Source organism: Streptomyces durmitorensis, from assembly GCF_023498005.1.
GTDB classification, from domain to species: domain Bacteria; phylum Actinomycetota; class Actinomycetes; order Streptomycetales; family Streptomycetaceae; genus Streptomyces; species Streptomyces durmitorensis.
In genome coordinates, this window is the sequence record NZ_CP097289.1 from 4037743 (window position 1) to 4064597 (window position 26855).

Here is a 26855-nt window from a genome sequence, read left to right on the forward strand (position 1 = left end):
TGGACCCGTCATCTGACGATACGTACGAACAGGGGGGCCTGCTCAGTGGCTTGCATCGAATTCGCGAGGACCGGCCCGGCGCGGAGCCGGGGTGCTCAGTCCGTGACGTCGATCGTGCAGCGGTTCGTCTCGACGCCCGCGGCCGTGATCACCTGGACGTCGACCCGCCCCGGCTCCACGTCCACCGGGACGGGGACGGTCAGGGCCGCGTCGGTCGGGTTGGTGAAACCGCCCGGCACGGGGACGAGCGGCACATGGACGTGCACGGTTCCGATGCGAACGACCATACGGGCGAGGCGATCGGCGGTCTGCGCGCCCGGGGGCACGAATCCGGCGCCGCGGATCTCGATGTCGTCGCCCGTGCGGATGGGGGCGTCGAGATCGCCCGCCTCGCGGGCGCGCACCACGGAGAGGATCACGGGCCGGCCGCCCTCGGCGTACTTGCCGGCGAGGTACGTCGCCGCCGACACCAGGACGAGGAGGGCGAGCCCCCACGGCAGGTCGGGCAGCTGCTCGGGACGGCGCGCGAGGCGTACGGCGGCGAAGATCATGGCGACGGCGCTGACCAGGATGTACTGCGCGTCCGCGAAGCTGCCGCGGCCCGCGTCGTCGGTGAGCAGGTCGGCGGCCCGGGGGCGGTCGGCGGGCACCTTCTGCAGCCGCTGGCCAAGGACGCGCAGACCCACCACGCGGCGTACGAGCACGGCGACCCCGCAGACCACGGCGAGCACGGTCACGGCGCCCGCGGCGCGGGCGAGGTCGAGCCCGGCGATCAGCTCGTCCCGTTCGCGGTGCCCGGACGCCCCGGCGAGCTCGCCCACCAGGACGAGCACGGCGAAGACGACGAGCAGGACCCAACACGCGGCCACCGAGCGGGAGGTGGAGAGGCGGTTGTCCTCGCCGATCAACGGAGCGAGGATCCCGCCGCGCGCCCGGTGCACATATCCGGCACCGGTCAGCAGGCCGCCGACCACCACGGCCGCGAGCACTCCGGCGGTGCGGGCGAGGGTCCACCCGGTGCCGATCGCGGTGAGCGCCTGGACCAGGAGCAGGACGCCCACGGCCACCCAGACGACAGCGGCGGTGCGCCGCCACTGCAGGCCGAGCCAGGCCTGGCCATCGGCCCGGCCACGTTCGGCGACGTCGCGTGCGGACTGGGTCAGCTCGTCCGACACCCACTGCCGGGAAGCGCCCGCCGAGTGGGCGACCGCCGGGGGCAGCCCATGGCCCACCGCCAGCTCGTCGCGCTTGGCGAGGAATGCGGCCACGGCACGCCGATGCCCCTCGCGCGCACCGTGCGGGCAGTCGCCGCATGTGCAGCCGCCCCCGTGTGCGCCCTGCCGCGCCTCCTGCACCGCCACCGCGTACGCCGCCTTCCCCGCCCTCGTTCGAGCACCGAAACGTGAACTTCCTTGCGATGAAAGGGGATTGTGCCGTACTGGAAGGCGATCGGGTTCCCCGGGTCAGGTCAGCGAGGGTGAATGCGCCGCGCCCGTGTTGACGTCCGAGGTCAACGGCTCAGGCGAGCAGGTCCGGTTCGCTGCGGCTGATGTCCTGCCACAGGGACTGGTAGTTGATCCATGCGACGAGGTCGCTGCCGAGCTGCTCGCGCGTCGCCACCGCCTGCTTGTGGCCGATGAGGATCGGCCGACCCGCGGCCCGCGCGCTCAGCTGGACCTGACAGGAGCGCTCCATCGTGAGGAACCACCAGGCGGCGGCGTCGACGGAGTCGCCGACGGTGAGCAGCCCGTGGTTGCGCAGGATGACGGCTTTGTGGTTGCCGAGCGCGGCGGCGATCCGCCGGCCCTCGTCCGAGTCCACGACGACGCCCGTGTAGCCGTCGTACAGCGCGTGGCTCTCGTAGAAGGCGCAGGACTCCTGAGTGATCGGGTCCAGGAGTTCGCCGAGTGTGGACAGGGCGCGGCCGTGCAGCGAGTGGCAGTGTGCGACGGCGACGACGTCGGGCCGCGCCAGGTGCGCCTGTGCGTGGACGGTGAAGGCGGCCTGATTGACGTGGTGGCGTCCCTCGACGACCTGCCCCTCCGCGTTGGCGAGGACCAGATCGCCCACGGTGACGTGCTTGAAGGGCATCCCGAAGGGGTTCACCCAGAAACAGTCCTCGTGCTCCGGGTCCCGCGCCGTGATGTGCCCGGACACCCCGTCCTCGTAGCCGAGCCGTCCGAAGATCCGCAGTGCCCCGGCGAGCCGTTCCTTGCGGTAACGCCGTTCCTCCGCCAACGAGTCGTGCACCGGCGGCATCGCGAACTGCAACCGCTCGACGGGTATCGGTGTGGGCGCCTGCATGTGTCCTCCATCCCTGGCTGTACGGAGCGGAAGTTACCGCCGGTCAGCGCAGGAAGACAGGGGTGCCCTGTGAAGAGAGTGCGCAATCGGGGCGCGAGGCGGGACAGAAGTCGGTGCGTCATGCCGGACAGTAGGTGTCGGGTATCGGCGGGACACTCGCCGTATGACGACGAACTGGGCAGCCTTCAGCGCAGCAGAACCCACCTTCGCGCGGACCGCCGAGGAGCGGTTCGGCCTGTTCACGCACCACACCCTCGCCACACTCCGCAAGGACGGATCACCACGCACGAGCGGGCTCGAAGTGCGCTTCCTGTACGGGGAGTTGTGGCTCGGCATGATGCCGAACTCGATGAAGGCGCTCGACCTGCTCCGCGATCCGCGCTTCTCGCTCCAGGCGAACCCGGGACCGGGCACGGAGATGGCAGGCGGCGACATCCGGATCTCCGGGCGGGCGATCAAGGCCGAGGACCCCGAGCTCATCGCGCGGTACACGGGCGAGGTGAACCCGCCGGACCCGGACGCGTTCCACCTCTTCCGCACGGAGCTGACGGAGGTGGTGCGGACGTACATCGAGGACGAGAAGTATCTGGCGGTGCAGCTGTGGAAGCCGGGTGCGCCGGCGCGGACGACCAGGCGGACCTGACGTACGCGAACGGCGCCGCCCACCTCGGTGGACGGCGCCGTATCAGCGCTGCGGGACAGGGCGTCCCGCCGGGAGGACTACTCCCACTCGATGGTGCCCGGCGGCTTGCTCGTCACGTCGAGGACGACGCGGTTGACGTCGGCGACCTCGTTCGTGATGCGGGTCGAGATCTTCGCGAGGACGTCGTACGGCATGCGCGTCCAGTCGGCCGTCATGGCGTCCTCGGACGAGACGGGCCGCAGCACGATCGGGTGGCCGTACGTCCGGCCGTCGCCCTGCACGCCCACGCTGCGCACGTCCGCGAGCAGCACCACGGGGCACTGCCAGATCTCACGGTCGAGACCGGCCGCGGTCAGCTCCTCGCGGGCGATCGCGTCGGCCTCGCGCAGCAGGTCCAGACGCTCCTTGGTGACGTCGCCGACGATGCGGATGCCGAGGCCGGGGCCCGGGAAGGGCTGGCGCTGGACGATCTCGTCCGGCAGGCCGAGCTCCTGCCCGACCATCCGCACCTCGTCCTTGAAGAGCTGGCGCAGCGGCTCGATCAGCTGGAACTCGAGGTCCTCGGGGAGGCCGCCCACGTTGTGGTGGGACTTGATGTTGGCGGTGCCGGAGCCGCCGCCGGACTCGACGACGTCGGGGTAGAGCGTGCCCTGGACGAGGAACTCGACGGGCTGGTCACCGGGTGCCTCGGCGATGATCTCCGCCTGGGCCTGCTCGAAGACGCGGATGAACTCGCGTCCGATGATCTTCCGCTTCTGCTCGGGGTCGGAGACACCGGCAAGGGCGGTCAGGAAGCGCTCCTGCGCGTCGACGACCTTGAGCTGCACGCCCGTGGCCGCGACGAAGTCCTTCTCGACCTGCTCGGTCTCGCCCTTGCGCATCAGACCGTGGTCGACGTACACGCAGGTCAGCTGCGAACCGATGGCCTTCTGCACGAGGGCGGCGGCCACGGCGGAGTCGACGCCGCCGGACAGGCCGCAGATCGCGCGCTTGGTGCCGACCTGCTCGCGGATCGCGGTGAGCTGCTCCTCGACGATGTTGCCGGTGGTCCAGTCGGGCTTCAGGCCCGCGCCCCGGTAGAGGAAGTGCTCGAGCACCTGCTGGCCGTGCGTGGAGTGCATGACCTCGGGGTGGTACTGCACGCCGTACAGCTTCTTCTCGTCGTCCTCGAAGGCCGCGACCGGCACGACGTCCGTGGACGCGGTGACGGTGAAGCCCTCGGGCGCCGCGCTGCACGCGTCGCCGTGCGACATCCACACGGACTGCTCGGAGGGGGTGCCCTCGAAGAGCGTCGAGCCGGGCTTGGAGACGGCAAGGGCCGTACGTCCGTACTCCCGCGCGCCCGTGTTGTCGACGGTGCCGCCGAGGGTGGTCGCCATCAGCTGGAAGCCGTAGCACATGCCGAAGACGGGGACACCGGCCTCGAACAGGGCGCGGTCGACGCTGGGCGCCTCGTCCGCGTACACCGACGAGGGGCCGCCGGAGAGGATGATCGCGGCGGGGTTCTTCGCGAGCATCTCGGAGACCGGCATGGTGCTCGGCACGATCTCGCTGTAGACCCGGGCCTCGCGGACGCGGCGGGCGATGAGCTGGGCGTACTGCGCTCCGAAGTCGACGACCAGAACGGTGTCGGGGGCGGCGGCAGCGGGGGACGCTGATGGCACGGCGGCGGCCTTCCGGCATTGAGCGTGAGCTTGCGCGTGAGCTGGGGCTCGTGCGTGAGCAGGGATCTGTTTTGTCGATTCTAACGGGCTCGCGGGCCCCCCCTTCGTCGCATCCGACGGAGCCGGTGCCCCCCAGAGGTGACGGTGGGATGCCCGCGCAGGTGGCAGTGCGTCGCGTCTCAGCATCCGAGCCGCGGCGGAACCCGTGTTGACCAGGCACGCGCGCCTGGGGGCATACTGTCCTCGTGACCAAGCACCTCAGCTTCCTCTTTACCTATGGCAACCGGCCCGCCGGCTGCCATGGTCGAGCTGCTTGATCCACTGACAAGCGACTTCCCAGGCGCCCCGGGCCGACAAGGCCCGGGGCGTTCTGTCATTTCCGGGCCTTGTCGCTCCGGGGCACTCCGTCCGAGATCCAGCGGGACCCACCGGGACCCCTAGGGATCCCGGGATCCACATCCGATGAGGAGCCCCAGATGACCATCACCACGACCGACAAGACCGGCGCCCGCACCCCCGAGGCCGCCGACGTGATCGAGGGCGCGCGTGACCGCATCGACGCACTCGACGACCGCATCATCGGTCTCGTACAGGAACGGATGGCCGTGTCGGCCGTCATCCAGGAGGCCCGGATCGGTTCGGGCGGCCGCCGCGTCAATCTCTCGCGCGAGATGGAGGTCCTCGGCCACTACAGGGACGCGCTCGGCAAGCCCGGTACGTCGCTCGCGATGACGCTCCTGGAGCTGTGCAGGGGCCGGGTCTGAGAGCTGTGCGGGGGCCGGGTCCGACCCCCGCTGCCGCCCCCGGCGCCGCCCCCGCTGCCGCCCCCGGACCTGAGTTCGGGTCCGCTCTCACCCGTACGGCGCGTGACCGGGCGCGGAGCGGCTTCGTTGGTCCCGATGTCCGTGCCAGCCAGGGGCGGGCACGGAAAAACCACGCGTGGCTCCGCTGGAGCGATGAGGCGCACACTCCGTGTGTGCCGTGGGACCTCGCTCCAGAGACGTGACCGGACGGCAGGGGACAGCAGCCCGGTCACCCAGGGAACGGTCGGCTCCGGGGACGCCCGGAGCCGACCGGCCTTCCCGGTCCCCCGAACCGTCCCCCGACCGTCCCCTCGAACCGTCCCCCGTTCCCACGAAAAGGCCCAGCTGTCCCTGTTCGTCCGGATCATGTCGAACCGGTTGCGCGGGCCACGGCGCATCGAGCACGATGCGTAGCAGGACTGGCCGCACGCGCGGCACTCCACAACTTCATTGCCATTGGTCGAGACCACTCGTGCGCCCCTCGTGCACCCCTCGTGCGCCGGGGCTGCCACCGGCGACCTCCAGACCCGCGGCGCACTCCCCCCTGCGCCGCTCCGTGGCACCGACGCTGCCCTGACGTCGGTGCTGACGGCCAAGGGCCCCGCGGATCCGTCCCGCGGGGCCCTTCGCTCCGTCACCCCGCTACCGCTTACCCGCCTCGGCCAGCTTCGCGAGCTGCGCGTCGACGATCGCGTCGGCCACCTTCGGGTCGGCCGTCACTCCGTCACGGAACTTCTCGGGCAGCCCGGCGGCCTCGCCCTCCTCGTCGGACTTGGCCGACTCCGGGTCGAAGACGTTCGAGGCACGGAAAGCGATCAGCGTCGAGCCGCTGCGTACGACGGTGACGCGGTCCCGGTCGAGAAACTCACCGGCACGGCTCGCGAGCTTGTACGAGACCGCTTCGTCGCCGCCGACCGGCGCGGGCTGCGGACGGACACCGATGTAGCGGTGGCCGCCGTCGCCGAACGTGGCGCACTTCTTCGACTTCGTCGCCGTGCGCAGGGTGTCCATGGTGTTCTCGGCATCGGCCTGGCCGTACGCCAGCAGCACGACCTCCGTCGTGGTGGTCTCCGCGACATCGGTGCTGCTCAGCGTGCGGCTGACGTGAGCCTTCGACTTCGGCGGGGCGGCGGCCGTGAGCATCTCGGACAGCGGGCGGCACTCGGCCGGGTTCACGCGTCCCGCCTGCGGCGCGCCCTTGCCCTGGTTGGCCTCGCCGGACTCCTTCGCGACCTTGTACTTCTTCACGTCGCCCGAGGCGAGAGCCGCCTTCTCCAGCTTCGCCGTGGCGGAGGTCGCGTCCGCCCGTCCGGGCTTCTCGTCCTTGCCGTCGCCGCCACTGCCACCACCGCTACCGCTGCACGCCGCCGTAAGGCCCAGCACCGCCACGGTCGAAACAGCCACCACACCACGCGACACAGCCGACTTCACGTTCCCGCTCCCCCAATTTCGTCTCGCACAGTGCGGGTCACCCGCTCACGCGCGGCCACCCGCTCATGCGGAGTCACCCGCACCCCTTCTACGACGGAAGATCGTTCCGGGCGGTTCCCGCCACCGAATTCCGACACCAGTTCCCGACGCCGGGTCCCACCGCTGCCGGATCCCGCCACTGCCGGATCCCGCCACTGCCAGGTCCCGCTACTGCCAGATCCAGAACCGGAACGGACTCAGGAACACGATCGCCAGCGCCATGCCGCCCACCACGATCACCACGCTCCACACCCGGCGGCTGCGCTCCGAACGCCCGCCGCGCCGCGGCCCGGTCGGCGCGGACCGCCACTCGTCCGGCCGCCACGCCCCGGCGGCCTCCCCCTTCGCCGCCTTGCGCTTCCTGCGCCTGCGACCCAACGCCCGTGACTCCGCGGCCTGTTGGCGCGCCGCCTCCTCGTCAAGACGCCGCAGCCTCTCGGCCACCATGCGCGCCCGCGCGGACGGCTCCTTCGGCGCCGAGGAACGGATGTCGCGCAGACTGTCCCGCTCGAACCGCTCCCACACGTCGTCCGGTATCGCGTCCGGTATCTCATCCGGCTCCGCCACGCCGCCCCCTCCCGCTGCCCCTTGCTCCCGGCGGATCACCGTAGAGCGGGGGAATTTCTACGGCACCCGGCGACGGACGCACAAGCTCTGTGATCCAAGCCACATAAGAATTCTGTGAGTTCCAGGACAACCATTCACAGCAGACGCAGGTCATGCATGCGTAACAACGGCCACACCCGCGTCCCCACCGCGGAGGCCTCCACCTCCGTATCGCCCACCAGGTGGTACGCCGGACTGACTGAGGTCTTCATGAAGCTTCGCCGTGTCATGGCCGCCGCGGCCGCGACCGCCGCCATAGCCCCGATCGCGCTGCTTTCGGCCCCTGCCGCCTTCGCGACCGACGAGCCCACGACTCCGCCGCCGAGCACGTCGGCCCCCGCGTCCGAGACGCCGCCGGCCGAGACGACCCCGCCGGCTGAGACCACGCCTCCGGCCGAGACGACCCCGCCGGCTGAGACCACGCCTCCGGCCGAGACGACCCCGCCGGCCGAGACCACGCCTCCGGCCGAGACAACCCCGCCGGCCGAGACCGAGGAGCCCTCCGAGGAGCCCACGAACTGCCCGGTCGACGAGGACGGCAACGACGTCGACTCGAAGCTGGAGCTCGGACTCTCGGGTCTGCCCGGCAAGATCGTCGCGGGCAGCGGCTGGCACCAGTTCAAGCTGACCGCCTCCAACCCGACCGACGAGGACCTCGGCGAGGTCCAGTGGCTCGCCGCCGTGGACAACTTCACGGAGAGCGAGGACGAGAAGGACTGGCTCGCCAACTACGCGCAGATCCAGTACTTCAACCCCGACACCAAGGCCTGGGAGTCCATCGCGGACGAGGTCTCGGGCGGCCTCTACTTCGGCACCACCGAGCTGGGCGCCAAGGAGAAGGTCGACATCAAGCTGCGCGTCAACGTCAGCGCCAAGGCCCCGGCCGGTGACGGCTACGCGCTCGGCCTCGGCGGCTACCTCGACTCCGAGCAGAACTGCGTGCACGAGTCGTTCGCCTTCTACGAGTTCACCGTCCTGAAGCCCGGCAGCACGAACGACAACCCGGGCGAGGCCGACAAAAACGAGGACGGCAAGAAGCCCTCCGGCGGCACTGCCCCCCAGGGCGGCGCCAACGACATCCCGACCACCGGCAACCTCGCCGAGACCGGCTCCAGCTCCATGCTGCCGACCATCGGCCTCGTCGGCGGCGTCGCCGTCATCGCCGGTGCGGGCGCGGTCTTCGTCGTCCGCCGCAAGAAGGCCGACGCCACCGCGTAAGCACGTATGCCGGTAACGGCAGCAGCAAGCCTGCCGACGGCACGCCGCTCAGCGGCACCTGAAGCACGCGAAAGGACCTGCGCTCGGAGGGGGGCGCAGGTCCTTTCGCGTACGCGGCCGTGGTGGCCGCCAGGACTACTTCTTGCCGGACTACTTCTTGGCCGGCACGGCGGGCATCCCCAGGAAGGGAAGCCTCAGCGCGCCGAACGCGCCCGCCGGTACCGCCGGGGACTTCGGCTCGACGGCGGCGAGGCGTACGTACCGCGTGCCCTGCGCGGGGCGTGTGTCCTCGGCGCCCTTGTTGGGCCAGAACGACATCGCGCGCTCGGCCTGCGCGGTGATCGTCAGAGAGGGGTTCACGCCCAGGTTCGCGGAGACCGCCGCGCCGTCGACGACCGAGATGCCGGGGTGGCCGTAGAGGCGGTGGTAGGGGTCGATGACCCCGGTGTCGGCGCTGTCGCCGATCGGGCAGCCGCCCAGGAAGTGCGCGGTCAGCGGGGTGCCCATCAGCTCGCCGACGTTCGACCCCGCGAATCCGTTGATCTCCTTGGCGAGCAGCGTCGCCGCCTCGGTCGCCTCGGGGATCTGCGTCGGGTTGGGCGCGCCGTGGCCCTGCCGTGCGGTCAGCAGGCCCTTGCCGATGCCCTTCTCCTTGCGGTACGTGGTCAGGGAGTTGTCGAGCGTCTGCATGACGAGGCCGATGATGGTCCGCTCCGACCAGTGCCAGTTGGAGAGCGAACGGACCGCGAGCCACGGATGCTTGGCGACGTTGCCGAGCCAGCCCGCGACGCGCGCCTTGCCGCCCGCGATACTGTAGGGCACCTGAAGGACCGTCAGGCCGCCCATCGCGTTGGACCTCTTGCCGTAGCGCACCGGCTCGATGTGCGTGGTGGCGTTCGGGTGGATCGACGAGGTGATCGCGACGCCCTTGGTGAAGTCGGCCTTCTCGGCGCCGTGCTGCTTGCGGTAGCGGCGGTCGGTGGTCTGCGCGCCCACCAGACCCTCGGAGTTGGTGCGGGTCAGCGCGCCGAGCCGCCCCGAGATGCGCGGCAGCATTCCGGTGTCCTTCATGCGGTGCAGGAGCGTCTGCGTGCCGTAGGTGCCCGCCGCGACGACGACCCTGCGCGCCGTGAACGTACGCCCCTTGCCCTTGCGCTTGGCGTCGGTGGGCAGGGTGGCGACGGCGTACCCGCCCCGCGAGTCCTCGGTGACGGTGACGACGGACGTCATCGGGTGGATGACGGCACCCGCCTTCTCCGCCAGGTAGAGGTAGTTCTCGTTGAGGGTGTTCTTCGCGCCGTGCCGACAGCCCGTCATGCACTCGCCGCACTCGGTGCAGGCCTTGCGCGACGGGCCCGCGCCACCGAAGTAGGGGTCGGGAACTTCCGTGCCGGGCTTGGCCGTTGACGTACCCGAGGCGTCCTGCTTGTCGCCGAAGAAGACGCCGACCGGCGCCATGTGGAAGCTGTCGCCCACTCCCATGGCCTGGGCGGTCGCCTTCAGGTGGACGTCGGACGGCGTCGTGGTCGGGTTGAGCCGCACCCCGAGCATGCGCTTGGCCTGCTCGTAGTAGGGGGCGAGCTCGTTCTGCCAGTCCGTGATGTCCTTCCACTGCGGGTCGTTGAAGAACGGCGCGGGGGGTACGTAGAGCGTGTTCGCGTAGTTCAGCGAACCTCCGCCGACGCCCGCCCCCGCGAGCACCATCACGTTGCCCAGCAGGTGGATGCGCTGGATGCCGTAGAGGCCGAGGGCCGGGGCCCAGAGGTAGTTCTTGAGGTCCCAGGAGTTCTTCGGGAGCGACTCACGGGTGAAGCGGCGGCCCGCTTCGAGCACCCCGACGCGGTAACCCTTCTCCGTCAGGCGCAGGGCGGAGACGGAGCCGCCGAAGCCGGACCCGACGACGATGACGTCGTAGTCGTACGACGCGTCGTCGTATCCACCCGCCTCACTGTCCGACTGTTTCTGGACAGAGCTCTCCTGTGACATTGACTCTCCTCGTTGAGAACTGACCCCTAGAGAACGGCTCTTGAGATGCCTAGCGCAGGCGCAGCGACTTCATGACCTTCAGGCTCAGGCTCATGAACGCCGCGTACTTCTCGTCGTCCATGCCGAAGGACGGCGCGAGCGGCATGAGGCGCTGGTGCGCGACGGTCTGCGCCTCGGTGTACTTCAGGATGCCCTCGGAGCCGTGCCTGCGGCCGAGGCCCGAGTCCTTCATGCCGCCCATCGGCGACTGCACGCTGCCGTAGGCGGGCGCGAAGCCCTCGTTCACGTTGACCGTGCCGGTGCGCAGGCGCGCCGCGATCTTGCGGCCGCGGCTGCCGTCCTTCGTCCAGACCGAGGAATTCAGTCCGTACGACGTGGAGTTGGCGAGCTCGACCGCTTCGTTCTCGTCGGTGAAGCGGTAGATGGAGACGACGGGCCCGAAGGTCTCCTCGCCGCACACCGCCATCGGGGACTCGACGCCGTCCAGGATCGTCGGCTCGAAGAAGAACGGGCCGATGTCGGGACGGGCGACGCCGCCCGCGATCAGCGTGGCGCCCTTGGCGACCGCCTCGTCGACGTGCCGCTTGGTGGTCTCCAGCTGCCGCTCGCCGACCAGCGAGCCCATCTCCGCGCCGTACGCGAGGGACTTGCCGAGCCGCATCGCCTTCGTCCGCGCCGCGAAGCGCTCCACGAACTCGTCCGCGATCGACTCATGGACGTACAGCCGCTCGATGGAGATGCACAGTTGCCCGGCGGACGAGAAGCAGGCGCGCACGGCACCCGCCGCGGCCTTGTCGATGTCGGCGTCGTGCAGCACCAGCATGGCGTTCTTGCCGCCGAGTTCGAGCGAGACGCCGACGAGCCGGCCCGCGGCGCCCTGCGCGACCTCGCGGCCGACGCGGGTGGAGCCGGTGAAGGAGACGTAGTCGGCGTGCTTGACGATCTCGGGCCCGACGACAGGACCCTCGCCGAGGACCACCTGGAAGACCTCGGCGGGCAGCCCGGCCTCGATGATCAGGTCCCGCGCCCACAGGGCGGTCAGGCAGGTCTCCGTGTCGGGCTTCATCACCAGCGCGTTGCCCGCGACGAGCGCGGGGAGGGCGTCGCCGATGGACAGTTCGAGGGGGTAGTTCCAGGGCGCGATCTGGCCGACCACACCGCGCGGCTGACGGTTCTCTGTGACCTTCGTGAGGGTCGGTACGACGCCGGTGTGCCGCTTGGGGTTCAGATACGCGGGGGCCTTGCGGCCGTAGTGCCGGGCGGCGACGGCGACGGCCTGCAGCTCCTCGTGCGCGTGCAGGCGCGCCTTGCCGGTCTCCAGCTGGATGAGGTCGAGGACCTCCGCCTGGCGCTGGAGCACCAGGTCGTGGAAGCGGAGCAGGATCGCGGCGCGGCGGCGGAGCGGGGTGCGCTCCCAGGCGACCTGGGCCACGCGGGCGCGCTCGAAGGCGGTGGCCACGTCCTCGGGGGTGGACTCGGGCAGGTCGGCCAGCTTCTCACCGGTGAACGGCTGGTGATTGGCGGTCCGGCCCGTGCCGATCACATCCCGGGTGAGCTGCGCGATCAGCTCGGGAGTCACCACGTCGGCGGCGGTGCGCGCGCCTTCGGGGGCGGTGGCTATCGGGTTCGTTCCGAGGGGCGCTGCGGTGGCCTGCGAGTCCGTCATGGAGGTGAGCGTAGGCCCAGGTCAGGGATTTGGGTACCCGTCGGTAATCAGCTTTCACCGGGCGCACACACCGCGCCAGCGATCGCTGGCGGTAAAGCACCTGATCAGCGGCTTAGCCGGAGTTGATCAACGACGGGTCACCAATTCGGACTGCACTCGCGGAACAGGCCCGCGTCAGGGGTTCGTGATCTCCAGCTCGGCGATCGCGGTCTTGGCGACCTCACGGCCGCGCTCGACGAAGTCGCCCTTGCTCGGGTAGTCGATCGCGAGCTTGTACATGTCGCCGGACTTGGCGGTCTTGTAGTAGAAGACCTTGGCCTCGCGCGGCTTCAGGCTCTCCGAGTCCGAATCGTCGACGTAGGTGATCGTGTTCTCGGCGGACTCCCGGTCCTTGTACGACGTCTTCGCCGTACTGCTCCGGGGAGCGGGATCCTCGGCCATGTCGGTGTCGTCGCCGTTCTCGACGCCGTCGCTGTCGCTGTACGCCTGCGCGGCCGCGGACCCCGCCATCTCGCCGGTGCTGTCCTCGGACTTCTTCGCGAGGGACAGAGTGATCGAGATGGCGGTGCTCGGGTCGGTGTACCTGACCCAGTGTTCCGTCGCGACGGTGCCGTCCGGCGCGGACTTCACATAGTCCGGCGGCGCCGCCAGCGTCGCGCCCAGCGCCTTCTCCTCGTGCTGCTTCCAGCTGTCCGCCTCGGCCGCCGCGAACGGGTTCATGACCACCAGGACGCCTGCGACCACGGCCGCCACGACCACCGCGCCGATGCCCATGAGCCCCTTGCGGCCGATGGTGACGCCCTTGCCACCGGAGGCACCGCCCCCGCCGACCTGGACGACCCGCGTCGGCGCCACCTCCGGCGGCTTGGCCGCTTCCTCCAGGAGGGCGCGGACCTGGGCCGCGCGCGGGCGCTGGGCCGGGTCCTTCGCCAGGAGCCCGTTGATCGCCTGTGCCAGCGGGCCCGAGGCCGAAGCCGGTGCCGCGGGCGTCGCGTTCAGGACGGACTGGAGTGTCGCGGGGGTGTTGTTGCGGCGGAACGGCGAGACGCCCTCCGTCGCGGCGTAGAGGACCACGCCGAGCGACCAGAGGTCGGATGCCGGTCCCGGGCGCTGGCCGAGGACCCGCTCCGGGGCGATGAACTCGGGCGAACCGACGAAGCCGCCCGTGTCCGTCAGGTTCGTCTCGCCCTCGATCTGGGCGATGCCGAAGTCCGTGAGGATGACGCGGTCGTGCTGCCCCAGCATCACGTTGTCCGGCTTCACGTCACGGTGCAGGATGCCCGCCTGGTGGGCGGCGTCCAGGGCGCCGAGCACCTCCAGGCCGACGCGGGCCGCCTCGCGGGCGCCCAGGGTGCCCTCCTGGAGCGCGGCGCCGAGCGAGCGGCCCTGGACCAGCTCCATGACGATCCACGGCTGGCCGTCCTCGACCGCCACGTCGTGGACGTTGACCACGGCCGGGTGGTCGAGGCGGGCCGCGGCGCGCGCCTCGCGGCGCATCCGCTCGAAGACGTTGGTGCGCTCGCGCTCGGGCAGGTGGTCGGGGATGCGGGGTTCCTTGACCGCGACGTCGCGGTCCACCGTCTCGTCCTTCGCGCGCCAGACCGTGCCCATGCCGCCGTGGCCGAGCTTCGAAAGGAGGCGGTAGCGGCCCGCGATCAGGCGGCCCGCGCCCGGGTCCGGCTCGGACTGCTGGTTCGGCACCACCTGGGTGGGCTGGGCGTAGGGCGACGGGGGCGGCGTCGGCGCGGCGGGCTGCTGCGGGTGCGACAGCTGCGTGTGCGGCTGGTGCTGGTGCGGCGGCTGCTGCTGATGCGGCTGCTGGTGCGGCTGCTGGTGCGGCTGCTGCTGGGCGTACGGGTTGCCGTCCTGACCCTGCTGCCCGCCTTGCCCCGGTACGGACGACTGCGGCGGCTGCAGTCCGAAACTGGTCGGTTCGTACGGGCCGTAGTTGGCTCCCCCGTCATTACTCATGCCCACATCAGTACCTTGCCGAAGGCCCCCGCTTCCACTCGGGTCACCGACTTGTGACAGGGGTGATGCGCCGGGCCCGGCCTCAGCGGCGTACGGCTCCCCGCTCCAGCGGCGTACGGCTCCCCGCTTCAGCGGCGTACGAACGAGTCCACCGCCGTGTCGAAATACCGCCTGCCCTCCTCGGCCTTGCCGACCGGCGCCGAGACCCACACGTCGTACATCCGGCCGCCCTCCTCCCAGCACAGGTCGTACGTGTGCCGGGCACCCTCCGCCTCCGTGAAGCCGTCCCAGCTGAACTGCCACAGGGCCGCGGGCCGTCCGTTGTGCGAGGTCTCGCTGACCTCGCCGTCCCGGTAACCGGGGTTGTTCTCCGGCCCCTTGGCGGCGGAGCGGCGCTGCACGGCGAGCGGGCCGCCCGGCTCCGGGGCCGACTCCTTGATGCCGATGCGGTAGGTGCCGCCGGGGGACTTGTAGAAGGTGCGGGGCCCGTCCAGCTCGCGCGTGAAGCCCTCCGGCACGGCGAGCGTGAAGCCCCTGGGGTCCTTCGTCACGCGGTAGCCCTCGGGGGCCTCGGGCGTGGAGGGCTTCGGCGTACGGGAGCCGCGCGTGACCGTCACCGTCGGGGTCGGCGAAGGCGACGGGCTCGGCTTCCCCGTCTGCCCGGTCTGCGAACTCTGCGAGGCCGGTGTCGACGGCGTGCCGCCCTTCCCGTCGTCGTCCCTGCCCAGCAGGACGGCGGCGGACACCCCGGCCCCGGCCACCGCGGCCACCAGCGCGGCGGCGATCAGCATGGCCCTGCGCCTGCCCCGGGAAGGCCCTGCCGGGTGCGCGGGCGGACGAGTGGGCAGGTCACGGTAGGTGGGCGTGTAGCCGCCGAGCCGCCCGCCCGGCAGCGCCGAAGGCTGACCGCCGGCCCGGCCCGCCGGTGTCGACGGCATCTGCCCCGTCTCGACGTACGTCCGCAGCAGCCGCACCGCCTCCGCCGCCCCGAGCCGTCGGTCCGGGTCGCGTTCGAGGAGGCCGAGGATGACGGGCAGCAGCGGTGCGGCGGCCGGCGGCGGGCGGATCTCGTCGAAGACGACGGCGTGCAGCACGCCGCCGATCGAGTCGCGCCGGAAGGGCGACTCGCCGGTCAGCGCGGCGACGAGCAGCGCGCCGAGCGACCAGAGGTCGGACTCGGGCCCTGTCCGCTCGCCCGACATCCGCTCGGGCGCGGTGTATTCGGGCGAGCCCACGAACGACCCGATCTCCGTGAGCGTCGTCGCCCCGCTGACCTGCGCGATCCCGAAGTCGGTGAGGACGACGCGCCCGGTCGCCTCCTCCATGAGGACGTTCGCGGGCTTGATGTCGCGGTGCAGGACCCCGGCGGCGTGCGCGACGCTCAGCGCGCCCAGCAGATCGATGCCCATCCGGGCCACCGCCCGCGCGTTCATCGGACCCGAACGCGCGATCCGCCCGGCGAGCGAACCGCCCTCGATCAACTCCATGACGATGTACGGGTGGTCGCTCTGCACGACGACGTCGTGGACGACGATGATGTGCGGATGCCTGAGCTGCGCCGCCGCCCGCGCCTCGCGCAGGGTTCGTTCGCGCTGCTGCATCGCGTCGGATTCGGAGAGCGTGTCGTCGAGCGCCAGTTCCTTGACGGCGACCCGGCGGCCGAGGAACTGATCGGTGGCCTGCCAGACGACGCCCATGCCACCCCTGCCGAGCCGCACATCCAGGCGGTAACGGCCAGCTATGACCCGGGCGTTGTCCCCCACGCTCCCCATGCGGCCATCATGCCCCACACGTGTGCGAACGGACCCTCCGGACCTGGGCGGCGGACTGGTTCAGGCCGCTCGTCCCAGCCACCCCGGCCGCGGGCGAGGACATTCAGCGCTCCCGCCAGCCCCGGAGTATCGCGTCGAACTGCTGGCGCGCCTTGTTCCAGTCGGCGGCGGGGGACGACATGTAAATCACGTACTCGACGCCGTCACGGCCGATATAGGACTGTGAGATGGCGCGGCGCGGGCCCGCGGTCGTGTCGTTCGCTCCCGCCGTCCAGCTGAACTCCCAGAGCGCGCCCGTCCGGTCGCGGTAGGTGTTCTGGTCGAGCTGCAGCCGCTTGTAGTCGGGCAGCTTGACCTTCAGGTTCCTCTCCAGGTCCAGCTGGTGCGTGTAGGGGCTCTCCCACGTCGTGTTGCGGTCGATGCTGATGCGTACGAAATGCCGTCCGTGGTCAGGGGTGTAGTCGATCTGATTGCCGTCGGCCTCGCGCTCCCAGCCCTTGGGCAGCCTGAGCTTGAAGCCCTCGGCGTCCTCCACCAACGGCCAGTCCTTGGGTATGCCGCCGACCGCCTTGCCCGGCGCTCCGTCACTGGACTGCTCCGTACGGCCGTCGTCGCCGTCCGCGTAGTACAGGTAGCCCGCGGTTCCGCCGCCAAGCAGCACGGCCGCGGCGATCACCGCGACGATCGCGGCCCGCTTGCGGCGCTTCGGGGGATGACTCGGGGACTGGGGGGACTGTTGTGACTGGTGCGACTGGTGGATGCCGTGGACGACGGTGCCGGATTGGTAGGACGCGGAGTTGGGGCCGGTGCCGTTTCCTGTCCCGCTGTTCCCGTGGACGACAGTGCCGGGTTCCGCCGAGTGGTGGCCGTACTGCGGTGTGTACTGGTGCCGGGTCTGCGCTGGGGGCTGGGGCTGCGGCTGTTGCGGCTGCTGTGGCTGTTGTTGTTGCTGCTGCTGGGACGTGGAGTGGATCTGCGTCGGCACATACGCCTGCCCCCCGCTCGGCTGTCGTCCCTCCGCCGCCTCGGCGAGCATCAGCTCGGCCTCTTCCGCGGTCGGCCGCGTGTCCGGGTCCTTGCGGAGGAGCGCGCTGATCACAGGGGCGAGCACCCCCGCGTACTCGGGCGGTGCGGGCTCCTCCGTGACCACGGCCTGCATGGTGCCCAGCGGGGACGTGCGCCGGAACGGGGAGTTCCCCTCGACCGCCGTGTACAGCGTGGCGCCGAGCGCCCACAGGTCGGACGCGGGGCCCGGGTTGGCGCCGCTGACCCGCTCGGGCGCCAGATAGTCGACGGAGCCGACGACCTCGCCGGTCCGCGTGATCGTCGAGTCCCCCTCGATCGCGGCGATCCCGAAGTCGGTGAGCAGAATGCGCCGGTCGTTCGACAGGAGTACGTTGCCGGGCTTGACGTCACGGTGCAGGACCCCGGCCGCGTGCGCCGCGCGCAGGGCCTTCAGGGTCCACAGGCCGATGCGGGCGGCCTCGGCGGGCTCGATGCGGCCCTGTTCCTTGACGGCGTCCGCGAGCGACCGGCCCTCGACCAGCTCCATCACGATCCAGGGCCGGTCGTCGTACTCGAGGACGTCGTGGACGGTGACGACCGCGGGGTGGTTGATCCGGGCCGCGGCCCGCGCCTCCGCGTGCGTACGGGCGAAAAGGACCGCGCGGTCGGCCTCCTGCACGAACTGCGCGGCCGTCAGCTCCTTGACGGCGACGACCCGGTGCAGCACCTCGTCCCGCGCGCGCCACACCCGTCCCATGCCACCGCGCCCGATGGACTCTCCGAGCCGGTAGCGGCCCGCGAGGAGCAGGTCCTGCATCTGATTCACGATCCCCCGCAATGGTTCTGACATGGCCCAGGTTAGGGAGCCGGTGGCGTGCGGGGAACCTCCGGGGGTGCTCGGAGACCTCACTGTGACGCGTGACGCAACGACACCGAACCGCTCCCGCGGCCGAGAAGCTCCGCGAAACGTCGATCAGGAACAGTCAAATACCGTGCCCGACGCATCACATGATGACTGATGAGGACTGGAAACCGGTCAACAGCTCAATCAGTGACCTGATAGGTCGCCGAGGCCTGCTCATAGAACCGGTCCACCTCGTCCCGCTCGGACTCAGGCCCTCGGATCTGCACGACGTGGTACTTCCCGCCGACGATCATCGCGAGATTGCGTACGAAGATTTCGCCGCCGTCCGAGCCGCTCCAGGTGAACTGCCCCTCGCCCATGACCCGTCCGCCCACATCGATCCTGCGCATCCCGGAGGACACCGCCCAGGTCGAGTCGCGGAACGGCTGCAGCTCGCGCTCGTGCTCGCGCTGGTACTTCATGGGGTCGCTGCCGTACTCGTCCGTGCCGTCCCGCCCCGGCACGACGATCAGCTCGAAGTCGCCCTGCGTGTAAAGCACCTGTCCCCGCCCGTTCTTGGGCTGCCGGTCCCAGCCGCTCGCGACGGCGACCCGGAAGCCCTCGGCGTCCTTACGGAGCGTGAAGCCCTTCGGCAGCGCGGGTCCGCTGGTCTGCGGCTGCTGCGAGTCGGGGCTCCTCTCCGGTTTGTCGCTCGGATTGTCTCTGGGCTTGTCGGACTTGCCGTCCTCGCTGGGCCGGGAGCTGGAGCTGCTGCCGGGGTCGGGCCCCTGGCTGGTGCCGGGGTCACCGGCGGATCCGGCACGCTCGCTGCCCTTGTTCTCGCCCGACTTGGGCATGAAGGCCACGGCGTACGCGATCGCCGCGACGAGCCCGACCAGGATGAGCAGGAGCAGGAGGCGCCCCAGGGAGCGCGGCTGCCCCGTCCCGCTCCGCTTGGGCGCGCGTGCGCGTGGGGGCGCGGGTGCCCGCGGGGGTGCGGGTGCGGACGCGAACGCCGAGGCGGACGCGGCGGCTGCGGGCCTGGCCTCCCGCCCTCGTTTGGGCTGCTTCGACTGCTTGGACTGCTTCGACTGCTTGTGCTTGTGACGCCCGTTCTGGCGGGAGTTCGGCATGGGGGCGGTGGCGGCGGGCGCGGTGGCGCGCCGCTTCTTGCGGCGTACGAGAACACCGCGACGGCGTACGACAGGCAGCCGCCTGGCGTCGAACGGCGGCGCGGGCACGACGTTCGCACCGGCTTCCGGCTCGGGCGCCGAGCGGACCAACGACCGCAGCCAGCCGTTCAGCTCCTCGAAGTCGAGCCGCTCGGTGGGGTCCTGGCGCAGCAACGACTCGACCACGGGCCGGAGCGGACCGCATTCCTCCGCGAAGGCGGGCGGCTCGGCGCACACCAGCTGGACGAGCTCGAAGGTGCTCTCCTCGGGGTAGGGCGCGTGGCCCTGTACAGCCCGGAACAGCAACGCGCCGAGCGCCCAGAGGTCGGTGGCGGGTCCGATGGGCGGGGCGAGCTGCCAGTTCTCGTGCACGGGCCCGGCCTGCTCGGGCGCCCACCGCTCGGTCACGGCCCCGACCACGGTCATCCGCGCGTGCCGGGCCCGCTCGGCGGCAAGGGCGGTGGCGGGGCCACGCCGGGCCACGCTCCGCTCGGCGACGAGGGCGTCCCAGTAGCTGTGGCCGGACGAGGAGGGGGGCGGGGTGGGGGTCGGGGTGGGGTCGGCTTCGGGGTGGGAGTGGTGCGGCCGGAGGTGGAGTCCGGACCGCCTCGGCTGAGCGCGGAGCCCGGTGCGTCGTGACGCGACGGGGAACCTGGGGCGCCGTAGCCAGAGCCATGTCCTTCGTAGCCGAAGTTCTGTCCCTCATAGCCGGCACCAGTGCCCTGACCGCCACGGCCACTCGCAGGGCCTAGCTCAGCTCGGTCGGCGCCTCGCTCGGCGCCTACCCCACCGGCGAACCCACCGGCAGGCCCACCAAAGCCTCCACCGCCGACGCCCCCAACATCCCCAACACCCCCAACGCCCTTGCCCGCACCGGCACTCGACGCCCCCGCGCCTCCGCCCCTCGGCACGGCCCCGTGCCACTGCTGCGTACCCCTGACGCCATACGGATCCAGGATCCGCCCGGCGACCTCGGCCTCACCACTGCTCCCACTGCTCCCGCTACTCCCGCTGCCCCCGCTGCGGCTTTCGCCCCCGCTCCCGCCCTCCGCGCCGTACCCACGCGCCCCTTCATCGTCGTACGCCTCATACCCCTCGTAACCCTCACGCGCCCCGAACGACCCGCCGCCCCTGGGCCCCGGCAACTCCGCGCCCCTCGACGCCGGGCCCCGCCGCCCCTCGTCCTCGCTCACCCGCGCCGCGGCCCGTGCCCCGGCGCGATACGCGGCTATGGCGTTGGACCGTGCCGCCCGCACATCGCCCCCGGGCTCAGCGGCCGGGGCGGCCTCGATCGCGGCATGCCCACGCGAACGATCGCTCTCGTCAACCTCATAGGCCTCGTCAGGCTCACCCTCATCGGCGTTCGGGGCGGCCCCGGCACCACCCCCGGCACCATCCCCAGCCTCACCCTCAAAACCCGCGAGGAACTCCTCGGGCCGAGGGTCGTACCCGCACAGCGCCTCTTCCGCCGCGCCCGCCGCGAGGCCCGTGAGGACCACCCGGCCGTCGTCGCAGACCAGGACCGTGCGGGCGGTGATGTTCCGGTGGACCCAGCCGTGCGCGTGCAGCACCCGCAGGGCCGTCACCACGTCCGAGGCGATCTCCGCCGCCCGATACGGGCTCAGCGGCCGGTCCGCGAGCAGCGCGGCCAGCGGCCTCGCCGCGACCAACTCGCTGACTATCCACAGCGAACCGCCCTCGGCGAACACGTCGAAGACCTGGTCGAGCCGCGGATGGTCGGGAATCTGCGCGGCGGCCTGCGCCGCCTCTATCGCGCGCCGCACCGCCGGGTCCGACGGCCTGCGCGTCGTACGCGCCGACGGCCGCCGCACCGCCCCCGCACTCACGAACCCCGCCGGAAGCTCCCCCTCCGGGAGGTCGCGCTCATCGAGCTCAAGCACTTCCGCGTCGACGACCTCAGGCAACGGAACCTGCCTGACCAGGACTTCCTGCCCGCTGTACGTGTCGAAGGCGCGCGTCTCGGCGAGTTCGTACTCATCCGCGGGAGGCAGCGGCAGGCGATAGCGGTCGGCGAGTACCCGCCCCGCGTATTCGTCCACGACGCCTCCCCCGTCCGCCCGGTGGTCAATTCCGTTCGTCTAACGCCTTGTTGCGGCTGCGTACGGTCCGCAGACACTCACGATACGTGCCGGAGGCAAACCACATTGAGGGGATGCGAGATCTCGCCGAGACCCTTGGCTACTTCTTTCTGCTACTCCCTCTGGCTACTTCTTCGGCTCGAACGACTTCGTGAAGGTCCGCCACGCGTCCTTGCGCTCGTCGCTGCCCCACTTGCCGTCCTTGGCCGTGTACATCATTCCGTAGCCCAGGTGGTCGTTGACGACGAAGCCACGGTCTATCGAGCGGTACTTCGTGCCGCCTTCGACGTACGTGAACTCCCAGTCAGCCGTGTTCCAGCCGCGGAAGTCGACCTTCTCTATCCGGATCCGCTTGTACTGCGACCGGACCATGTACGACTCCTGGCTCTTCCAGTCGCCCACGGGGTCGGACTTGGGGGTGGGAGTCCAGCCGATCAGCAGCTTCTGCCCGTTCGGACCGGTGAAGCGCGCGCCCGCGGCAGCCGTGGACTGGTACTTCCAGCCCTTGGGCAGGCCCACCGAGAAACCCTGGGAGTGCTTGTACGTCGACTCGGCACCGTCGCCCGGCTCCTTGCCGGGGTCGTTGCCGCTGCCCTCGCCGCTGCCGTCCGGATCCTTGCTCTCGTCCGCGCCGGGGTTCGCCCCCGAGCCCGTGCCCTTGTCCGCGTCGTCCGTGTCCTTCTCGGCGCCGTCGTCCTGCCCGGCGCCCTTGTCCGTCTCCTTCTCGCCGCTGCCCGCGGTGGCGCCGCTGGACGCGGCCTTGTCACCGCCGTTCTTGCTGTCCTGCCCGCCGTTCTCGTCCCCGCCGTTCAGCGCGAAGGCCAGCACGGTCCCGAGCACCGCGAGCACGAGGGCCACCGAGATGATCACGAGCGTGCGCCGCGGCACCACGTCGGTGAGCGAGGCCTTGGGAGGCGTCGCACGCGGCGGCGTCGCGGGAACCGGCGGAGTGGCAGGAGCGGAAGAAGAGGCAGCAGGAGCAGGACCGGACGCAGTAGAACCAGCGGCCGCTCCAGCGGCCGCTCCAGCCGCCCCGGAACGCGACGGCTTCTCCGCCACCGCACCAGAAGCGGAACCGGCCCCAGAACTAGAACCGGAATTGGAGTCGGAACCGGAACCGGAGTCGGAGGGCGAAGTAGAACCAGAAGCAGCCGTCCCGGCGCCCGCACCCGACCCCGCGCCCCGCGCGGTAGCCGCAGCCGCGGCCTTCCGCACCGACCGGAGCGCGCCCTTCAGCCGCTCGGCGGCCTCCTCGCCCTTGCGGCCACCGGAGTCCACGGAGGATCCAGCGGTCTCGGAGGACCCTGCGGCCTCAGACGTGGCCGCAGCACCAGCGGCACCCGCGGCGCCTCCACCGGCCGCACCCGCACCGGCCGCACGGCCGACGCCTCCCTTGCCCTTGCCCCTGTCCTTGCCCTTGTCCTTCCCGAACCGCTTCCCCAAGGCCGGCGGCACCGGAGGCAACGGCACGACCTTCGTCGCGTCGACCGGCTCCGGCTCGTCCTTGACCTCGGGCGCGTGAATCACGTCGAGCAGGAGCGCCCGCGCCCCCGCGTCGTCCAGCCGCTGCTCGGGGTCCTTGGCCAGCAGGCCATAGATGACCTTCTCCAACGGACCCGCGTTCGTCGGCTGTTCGACGTCCTCGGTCATCACCGCGGTGAGGGTCGCGATCGCCGACCCCTTGTCGTACGGAGGAACACCTTCCACCGCCGCGTACAGCAGCCCGCCGAGCGACCACAGGTCGGCGGCAGGGCCCGGCTTGTGCCCTCGTGCACGCTCCGGCGAGATGTACGACGGCGCGCCGACGAGCATGCCGGTGGACGTGATCGACGGGTCGCCCTCGACCTGCGCGATGCCGAAGTCCGTGAGGACGACCCGGCCGTCCTCGGCGATCAGCACGTTCGACGGCTTCACGTCACGGTGCAGGATTCCCTCGCGGTGCGCGGACCGCAGCACGTCGAGCACCGCGAGCCCGACCTCGGCCGCGCGCCTCGGCGTGAGCAGCCCGTCCTCGCGGATGGCCTCGGCGAGGGACTTGCCCTCGACCAGCTCCATCACGATCCACGGCCGGTCGTCCTCGTCGACCACGTCGTACACGGTGACCGCACTGGTGTTGCGGATCCGCGCGATCGCCTTGGCCTCACGCAACGTACGCGTGATGAGCCGGCGCTTCTCGTCGTCGTCGATGCTCGACGGGAAACGCAGTTCCTTCACCGCGACCGTACGACCGAGTGTCTCGTCCTTGGCGCGCCAGACGGTTCCCATTCCGCCGCGGCCGAGCACTTCTCCCAGCCGGTAACGCCCGGAGAGGAGACGTTCGCTCTTGTCCTGACGGGACTGACCCGCCTGCTCCGCGTCCGACATGCGTCCCCTCTGCTGCTACCGCTGCTACCCGCGCAACCCGCCCTGACAGAGCCTCCATTGTCCCTTACTCAGGGACCGGTCTACGCCCAGGGTCCAACGTCCCTCATGATGGGCTCCGCACAAGGAGGGACCGTCATGCCCATTCCGCGGACACTGCTGGCCCTGCCCCTTGCGGTGACCCTCATCGGCCTGACTTCCGCCAGTGCGCCGCTGGCCGCCAAACCGGCCACGGACGCCACTCTTCCGCTGCTCGTCACCCGAGGCAAGGCCCCCGCCGCGGCTCTGTTGGCCCGCGAGGCCCCATGGTCAACAACCGAGCCGGGCGCCCCGGACCCACCACCGGGACAGCGGGCGACCCAGCGGCCCCACTGGCACTTCGCCCAGGCCAAACAGCCCACGGCCGACGACACCACCACAGGTACGGACAGAAACCAAGCGCCCGCGACCGGACCTGGAAGCGGCGCCGACACCGGTTCCGGCACCGGCGCCCGCGCGGGCACCCGCGACACCGGCGACGCCACCCGCATCCGCCGCACCGACCACTTCCGCGCCGGAAGCATCACCAAGACGTTCATCGCGACGGTCGTACTCCAACTCGCCGCCGAACACCGTCTGTCCCTGTCCGACCCCGTGGAACTCCACCTGCCCGGTCTCATCCGCGGCAAAAGTCTCGACGGCCACAGCCTCACGCTGCGCGCCCTGCTCACCCACACCAGCGGCCTCGCTGACTACACCACCGACACCAAAGGCCTCGTCCCCCTCACTCCGACGGAGGCGGTCCGCACCGCCCTCGCCCACCCCGCGACCACGCCGGGCCGCTGGTCGTACTCCAACACCAACTACGTCGTCCTCGGCATGGTGATCAAGCAGGTCACCGGCCGCTCCTACGCCGCCGAGACCGAACGCCGCGTCATCACCCCCCTTGGCCTGTCCGGCACTTCATTCCCCGGCACCCGCACCACGCTCCCCGCCCCGCACGGTCGCGCATACACGAGCGAGGGCCAGGACGTCACCGCCCTCGACCCGGGCATCGCGGGCGCCGCGGGCGAGCTGGTCTCCACGCTCACCGACCTGAACCGCTTCTACGCCGCCCTCCTCACCGGCCGGCTGCTCCCCGCGCCCCAGCTGCGACAGATGCTCAACACCCGGACCACGGAGGGCCACTACGGCATGGGCCTCTACCCGCAGAAGCTGCCCTGCGGCACCACGGTCTGGGGCCACAACGGCCGCATCGCCGGAAGCTACGTCCGCACGGCCGCCACCCGCGACGGCGACCGTGTCCTGACTTTCCGGGTCAACACGGACGAGCTGGCCGACCCGGCCCTCGAACCGGCTCTCCTGACTGCCGAGTTCTGCGGCTCCGGCCCGTCCGGCAGCTGAGGGCGCCCGCGGCTAGAGCGGCACGATGTCCGGCGCGCCCAGCCTCGCCGCGTCCGCCGTCAGGTCGTCCGGCTGTCGCTGCGACTCCCGCTCGGCCTCCACCCGCTTCTCGTAGTGCTGCACCTCCCGCTCCACCTGGTCCTTGTCCCAGCCGAGGACCTGCGCCATCAGCTCCGCGCACAGCCGCGCGCTGCGCGTGCCCCGGTCGAACGTCTCGATCGAGATGCGCGTGCGCCGGGTCAGCACGTCGTCCAGATGCCGTGCCCCCTCGTGCGACGCGGCATAGACGATCTCTGCGCGCAGATAGTCGTCCGCGGCGGGCAACGGCTCGCCCAGCGTGGGGTCGGCCGTGACGAGGGCGAGGACTTCCTCCGCCAGCGATCCGTACCGGTTCAACAGGTGCTCCACGCGCACCACATGGAGCCCGGTGCGTGCGGCGATCCTGGCGCGCGCGTTCCACAGCGCCTTGTACCCCTCGGCGCCGACCAGCGGGATGTCCTCGGTGACGCAGTCGGCGACCCGCTGGTCGAGGGCGTGCACCGCCTCGTCCACGGCGTCCTTCGCCATGACTCGGTACGTCGTGTACTTGCCGCCCGCGATGACGACCAGGCCCGGCGCCGGATGCGCCACCGTGTGCTCGCGCGACAGCTTGCTCGTGGCGTCCGACTCCCCGGCGAGCAGCGGCCTGAGTCCCGCGTACACCCCTTCCACGTCGTCCCGTGAGAGGGGCACCGCGAGCACCGAGTTCACATGCTCGAGCAGATAGTCGATGTCGGCGCTGGACGCCGCCGGATGCGCCTTGTCCAGGTCCCAGTCGGTGTCGGTCGTCCCCACGATCCAGTGCCGTCCCCACGGGATGACGAAGAGGACGCTCTTCTCCGTGCGCAGGATCAGGCCAGTCGTCGAGTTGATCCGGTCCTTGGGCACGACCAGATGGATGCCCTTGGACGCCCTGACGTGGAACTGTCCCCGCTCGCCAACCATCGCCTGGGTGTCGTCCGTCCACACACCGGTGGCGTTGACCACCTGCTTGGCCCGGACCTCGTACTCCCCGCCGCCCTCGACGTCCTGCACCCGGGCACCGACGACGCGTTCGCCCTCGCGCAGGAAGCCCGTGACGCGGGCGCGGTTGGCGACCTTCGCGCCGTACGCCGCCGCTGTGCGCACCAGTGTCGCCACATAGCGGGCGTCGTCCATCTGCGCGTCGTAGTACTGCATGGCCCCCGTCAGGGCGTCCTTCTTCAGGCACGGTGCTACGCGCAGGGCGTGACGCCGGGTCAGATGGCGGTGCATGGGCAGGCCTCGGCCGTGGCCCCGCGACATCGACATGGCGTCGTACAACGCGACGCCCGATCCGGCATAGATCCGCTCCCAGCCCTTGTGCTGCAAGGGATACAGGAACGGCACCGGCTTCACGAGATGCGGGGCGAGCCGCTCGAGGAGCAGGCCGCGCTCCTTCAGCGCCTCGCGCACCAGCGCGAAGTCGAGCATCTCCAGATAGCGCAGGCCGCCGTGGATCAACTTGCTCGACCGGCTCGACGTGCCCGACGCCCAGTCCCGTGCCTCGACGAGGCCGGTGGACAGGCCGCGGGTCACGGCGTCCAGTGCGGTGCCCGCACCGACCACTCCCGCGCCCACGACCAGGACATCCAGCTCCCGCTCGGCCATTTCCGCAAGTGACTCGGCACGCTCCGCCGGTCCCAAGGTCGCTGTCCTCACCGCTGCCTCCCGTTAGCTGTCGGGTGTGGTCGCGCTCACATCATGCCCAGATTCTGGTCAGGTCCGCTGAGTTCGGCCGCCGCCTGTGGACAACACGCGGCCAACACTCCGACGCCCGGCGCAGCGCAATGCCGCATAACGGTCATATTTACTCCTAGTCTGACATTGC

At 70.9% G+C, this 26855-nt stretch carries 17 protein-coding genes and 1 pseudogene; 4 read left to right on the forward strand and 14 right to left on the reverse strand.

Features of this window, described 5'->3' with window-relative positions; all coding sequences use genetic code 11:
* Window positions 1–95: 95 nt before the first annotated feature.
* Window positions 96–1361: a hypothetical protein gene (locus M4V62_RS17940; RefSeq protein WP_249588278.1), complete on the reverse strand. Its 1266-nt coding sequence runs from the start codon at window positions 1359–1361 to the stop codon at window positions 96–98.
* A gap of 157 nt (window positions 1362–1518) precedes the next feature.
* Window positions 1519–2304 carry a class II aldolase/adducin family protein gene (locus M4V62_RS17945; protein WP_249588279.1) on the reverse strand — a complete coding sequence of 262 codons (786 nt, stop codon included), beginning with the start codon at window positions 2302–2304 and terminating at the stop codon, window positions 1519–1521.
* Between the two features lie 163 nt (window positions 2305–2467).
* Here M4V62_RS17945 and M4V62_RS17950 point away from each other — a divergent pair, with 163 nt between their 5' ends.
* On the forward strand, window positions 2468–2947 hold the full coding sequence (locus M4V62_RS17950) for a pyridoxamine 5'-phosphate oxidase family protein (RefSeq protein ID WP_249588280.1): 480 nt from the start codon (window positions 2468–2470) through the stop codon (window positions 2945–2947).
* 77 nt (window positions 2948–3024) lie between these two features.
* On the opposite strand, the gene guaA is transcribed toward M4V62_RS17950, so the two are convergent.
* Entirely contained in the window at window positions 3025–4611 is a 1587-nt protein-coding gene (guaA, locus tag M4V62_RS17955; protein WP_249588281.1) for a glutamine-hydrolyzing GMP synthase, read from the reverse strand.
* 476 nt (window positions 4612–5087) lie between these two features.
* Between guaA and M4V62_RS17960 the strand changes: the two genes are divergently transcribed.
* Complete coding sequence (locus M4V62_RS17960; RefSeq protein WP_249588282.1) at window positions 5088–5375, forward strand: chorismate mutase; 288 nt, start codon at window positions 5088–5090, stop codon at window positions 5373–5375.
* Window positions 5376–6056: 681 nt separating this feature from the next.
* Here M4V62_RS17960 and M4V62_RS17965 read toward each other — a convergent pair.
* Both M4V62_RS17965 and M4V62_RS17970 read right to left on the reverse strand, forming a co-directional pair.
* Window positions 6057–6818, reverse strand: coding sequence for a hypothetical protein (locus M4V62_RS17965; protein WP_249588283.1), 762 nt, complete (start codon window positions 6816–6818; stop codon window positions 6057–6059).
* A gap of 234 nt (window positions 6819–7052) precedes the next feature.
* Window positions 7053–7451 (reverse strand): hypothetical protein, encoded by a 399-nt coding sequence (locus tag M4V62_RS17970; protein WP_249588284.1) that lies wholly within the window; start codon window positions 7449–7451, stop codon window positions 7053–7055.
* Window positions 7452–7700: 249 nt separating this feature from the next.
* Here M4V62_RS17970 and M4V62_RS17975 point away from each other — a divergent pair, with 249 nt between their 5' ends.
* Window positions 7701–8708: an LPXTG cell wall anchor domain-containing protein gene (locus M4V62_RS17975; RefSeq protein ID WP_249588285.1), complete on the forward strand. Its 1008-nt coding sequence runs from the start codon at window positions 7701–7703 to the stop codon at window positions 8706–8708.
* A gap of 150 nt (window positions 8709–8858) precedes the next feature.
* Here M4V62_RS17975 and M4V62_RS17980 read toward each other — a convergent pair whose 3' ends face one another.
* From M4V62_RS17980 to M4V62_RS18010, 8 genes and pseudogenes are all read right to left on the reverse strand, one after another.
* A complete protein-coding gene (locus tag M4V62_RS17980) occupies window positions 8859–10694 on the reverse strand; it encodes a GMC family oxidoreductase (RefSeq protein WP_249588286.1) in 1836 nt (611 codons plus the stop codon).
* A gap of 49 nt (window positions 10695–10743) precedes the next feature.
* Window positions 10744–12360 carry a succinic semialdehyde dehydrogenase gene (locus M4V62_RS17985; RefSeq protein WP_249588287.1) on the reverse strand — a complete coding sequence of 539 codons (1617 nt, stop codon included), beginning with the start codon at window positions 12358–12360 and terminating at the stop codon, window positions 10744–10746.
* Between the two features lie 174 nt (window positions 12361–12534).
* On the reverse strand, window positions 12535–14331 hold the full coding sequence (locus tag M4V62_RS17990; RefSeq protein WP_249588288.1) for a serine/threonine-protein kinase: 1797 nt from the start codon (window positions 14329–14331) through the stop codon (window positions 12535–12537).
* 128 nt (window positions 14332–14459) lie between these two features.
* Window positions 14460–16103 carry a serine/threonine-protein kinase gene (locus M4V62_RS17995; RefSeq protein WP_249588289.1) on the reverse strand — a complete coding sequence of 548 codons (1644 nt, stop codon included), beginning with the start codon at window positions 16101–16103 and terminating at the stop codon, window positions 14460–14462.
* Between the two features lie 103 nt (window positions 16104–16206).
* Window positions 16207–17925 (reverse strand): serine/threonine-protein kinase, encoded by a 1719-nt coding sequence (locus M4V62_RS18000; protein WP_249588290.1) that lies wholly within the window; start codon window positions 17923–17925, stop codon window positions 16207–16209.
* Between the two features lie 227 nt (window positions 17926–18152).
* Window positions 18153–19577, reverse strand: a pseudogene (locus M4V62_RS43905) (serine/threonine-protein kinase); the annotation flags it as partial.
* The gene (locus M4V62_RS43910; protein WP_430626879.1) at window positions 19547–21184 is read right to left on the reverse strand and encodes a protein kinase; all 1638 of its coding nucleotides are present in this window, start codon (window positions 21182–21184) and stop codon (window positions 19547–19549) included. The pseudogene M4V62_RS43905 and the gene M4V62_RS43910, both read right to left, overlap by 31 nt.
* 165 nt (window positions 21185–21349) lie before the next feature.
* Window positions 21350–23587, reverse strand: a complete 2238-nt coding sequence (locus M4V62_RS18010) for a serine/threonine-protein kinase (protein WP_249588291.1) — start codon at window positions 23585–23587, stop codon at window positions 21350–21352.
* Window positions 23588–23722: 135 nt separating this feature from the next.
* Here M4V62_RS18010 and M4V62_RS18015 point away from each other — a divergent pair, with 135 nt between their 5' ends.
* Window positions 23723–24967 carry a serine hydrolase domain-containing protein gene (locus tag M4V62_RS18015; RefSeq protein WP_249588292.1) on the forward strand — a complete coding sequence of 415 codons (1245 nt, stop codon included), beginning with the start codon at window positions 23723–23725 and terminating at the stop codon, window positions 24965–24967.
* Window positions 24968–24979: 12 nt separating this feature from the next.
* Here the strand turns inward: M4V62_RS18015 and M4V62_RS18020 are convergent, their stop codons facing one another.
* The gene (locus M4V62_RS18020) at window positions 24980–26686 is read right to left on the reverse strand and encodes a glycerol-3-phosphate dehydrogenase/oxidase (protein WP_249588293.1); all 1707 of its coding nucleotides are present in this window, start codon (window positions 26684–26686) and stop codon (window positions 24980–24982) included.
* Window positions 26687–26855 lie beyond the last annotated feature (169 nt).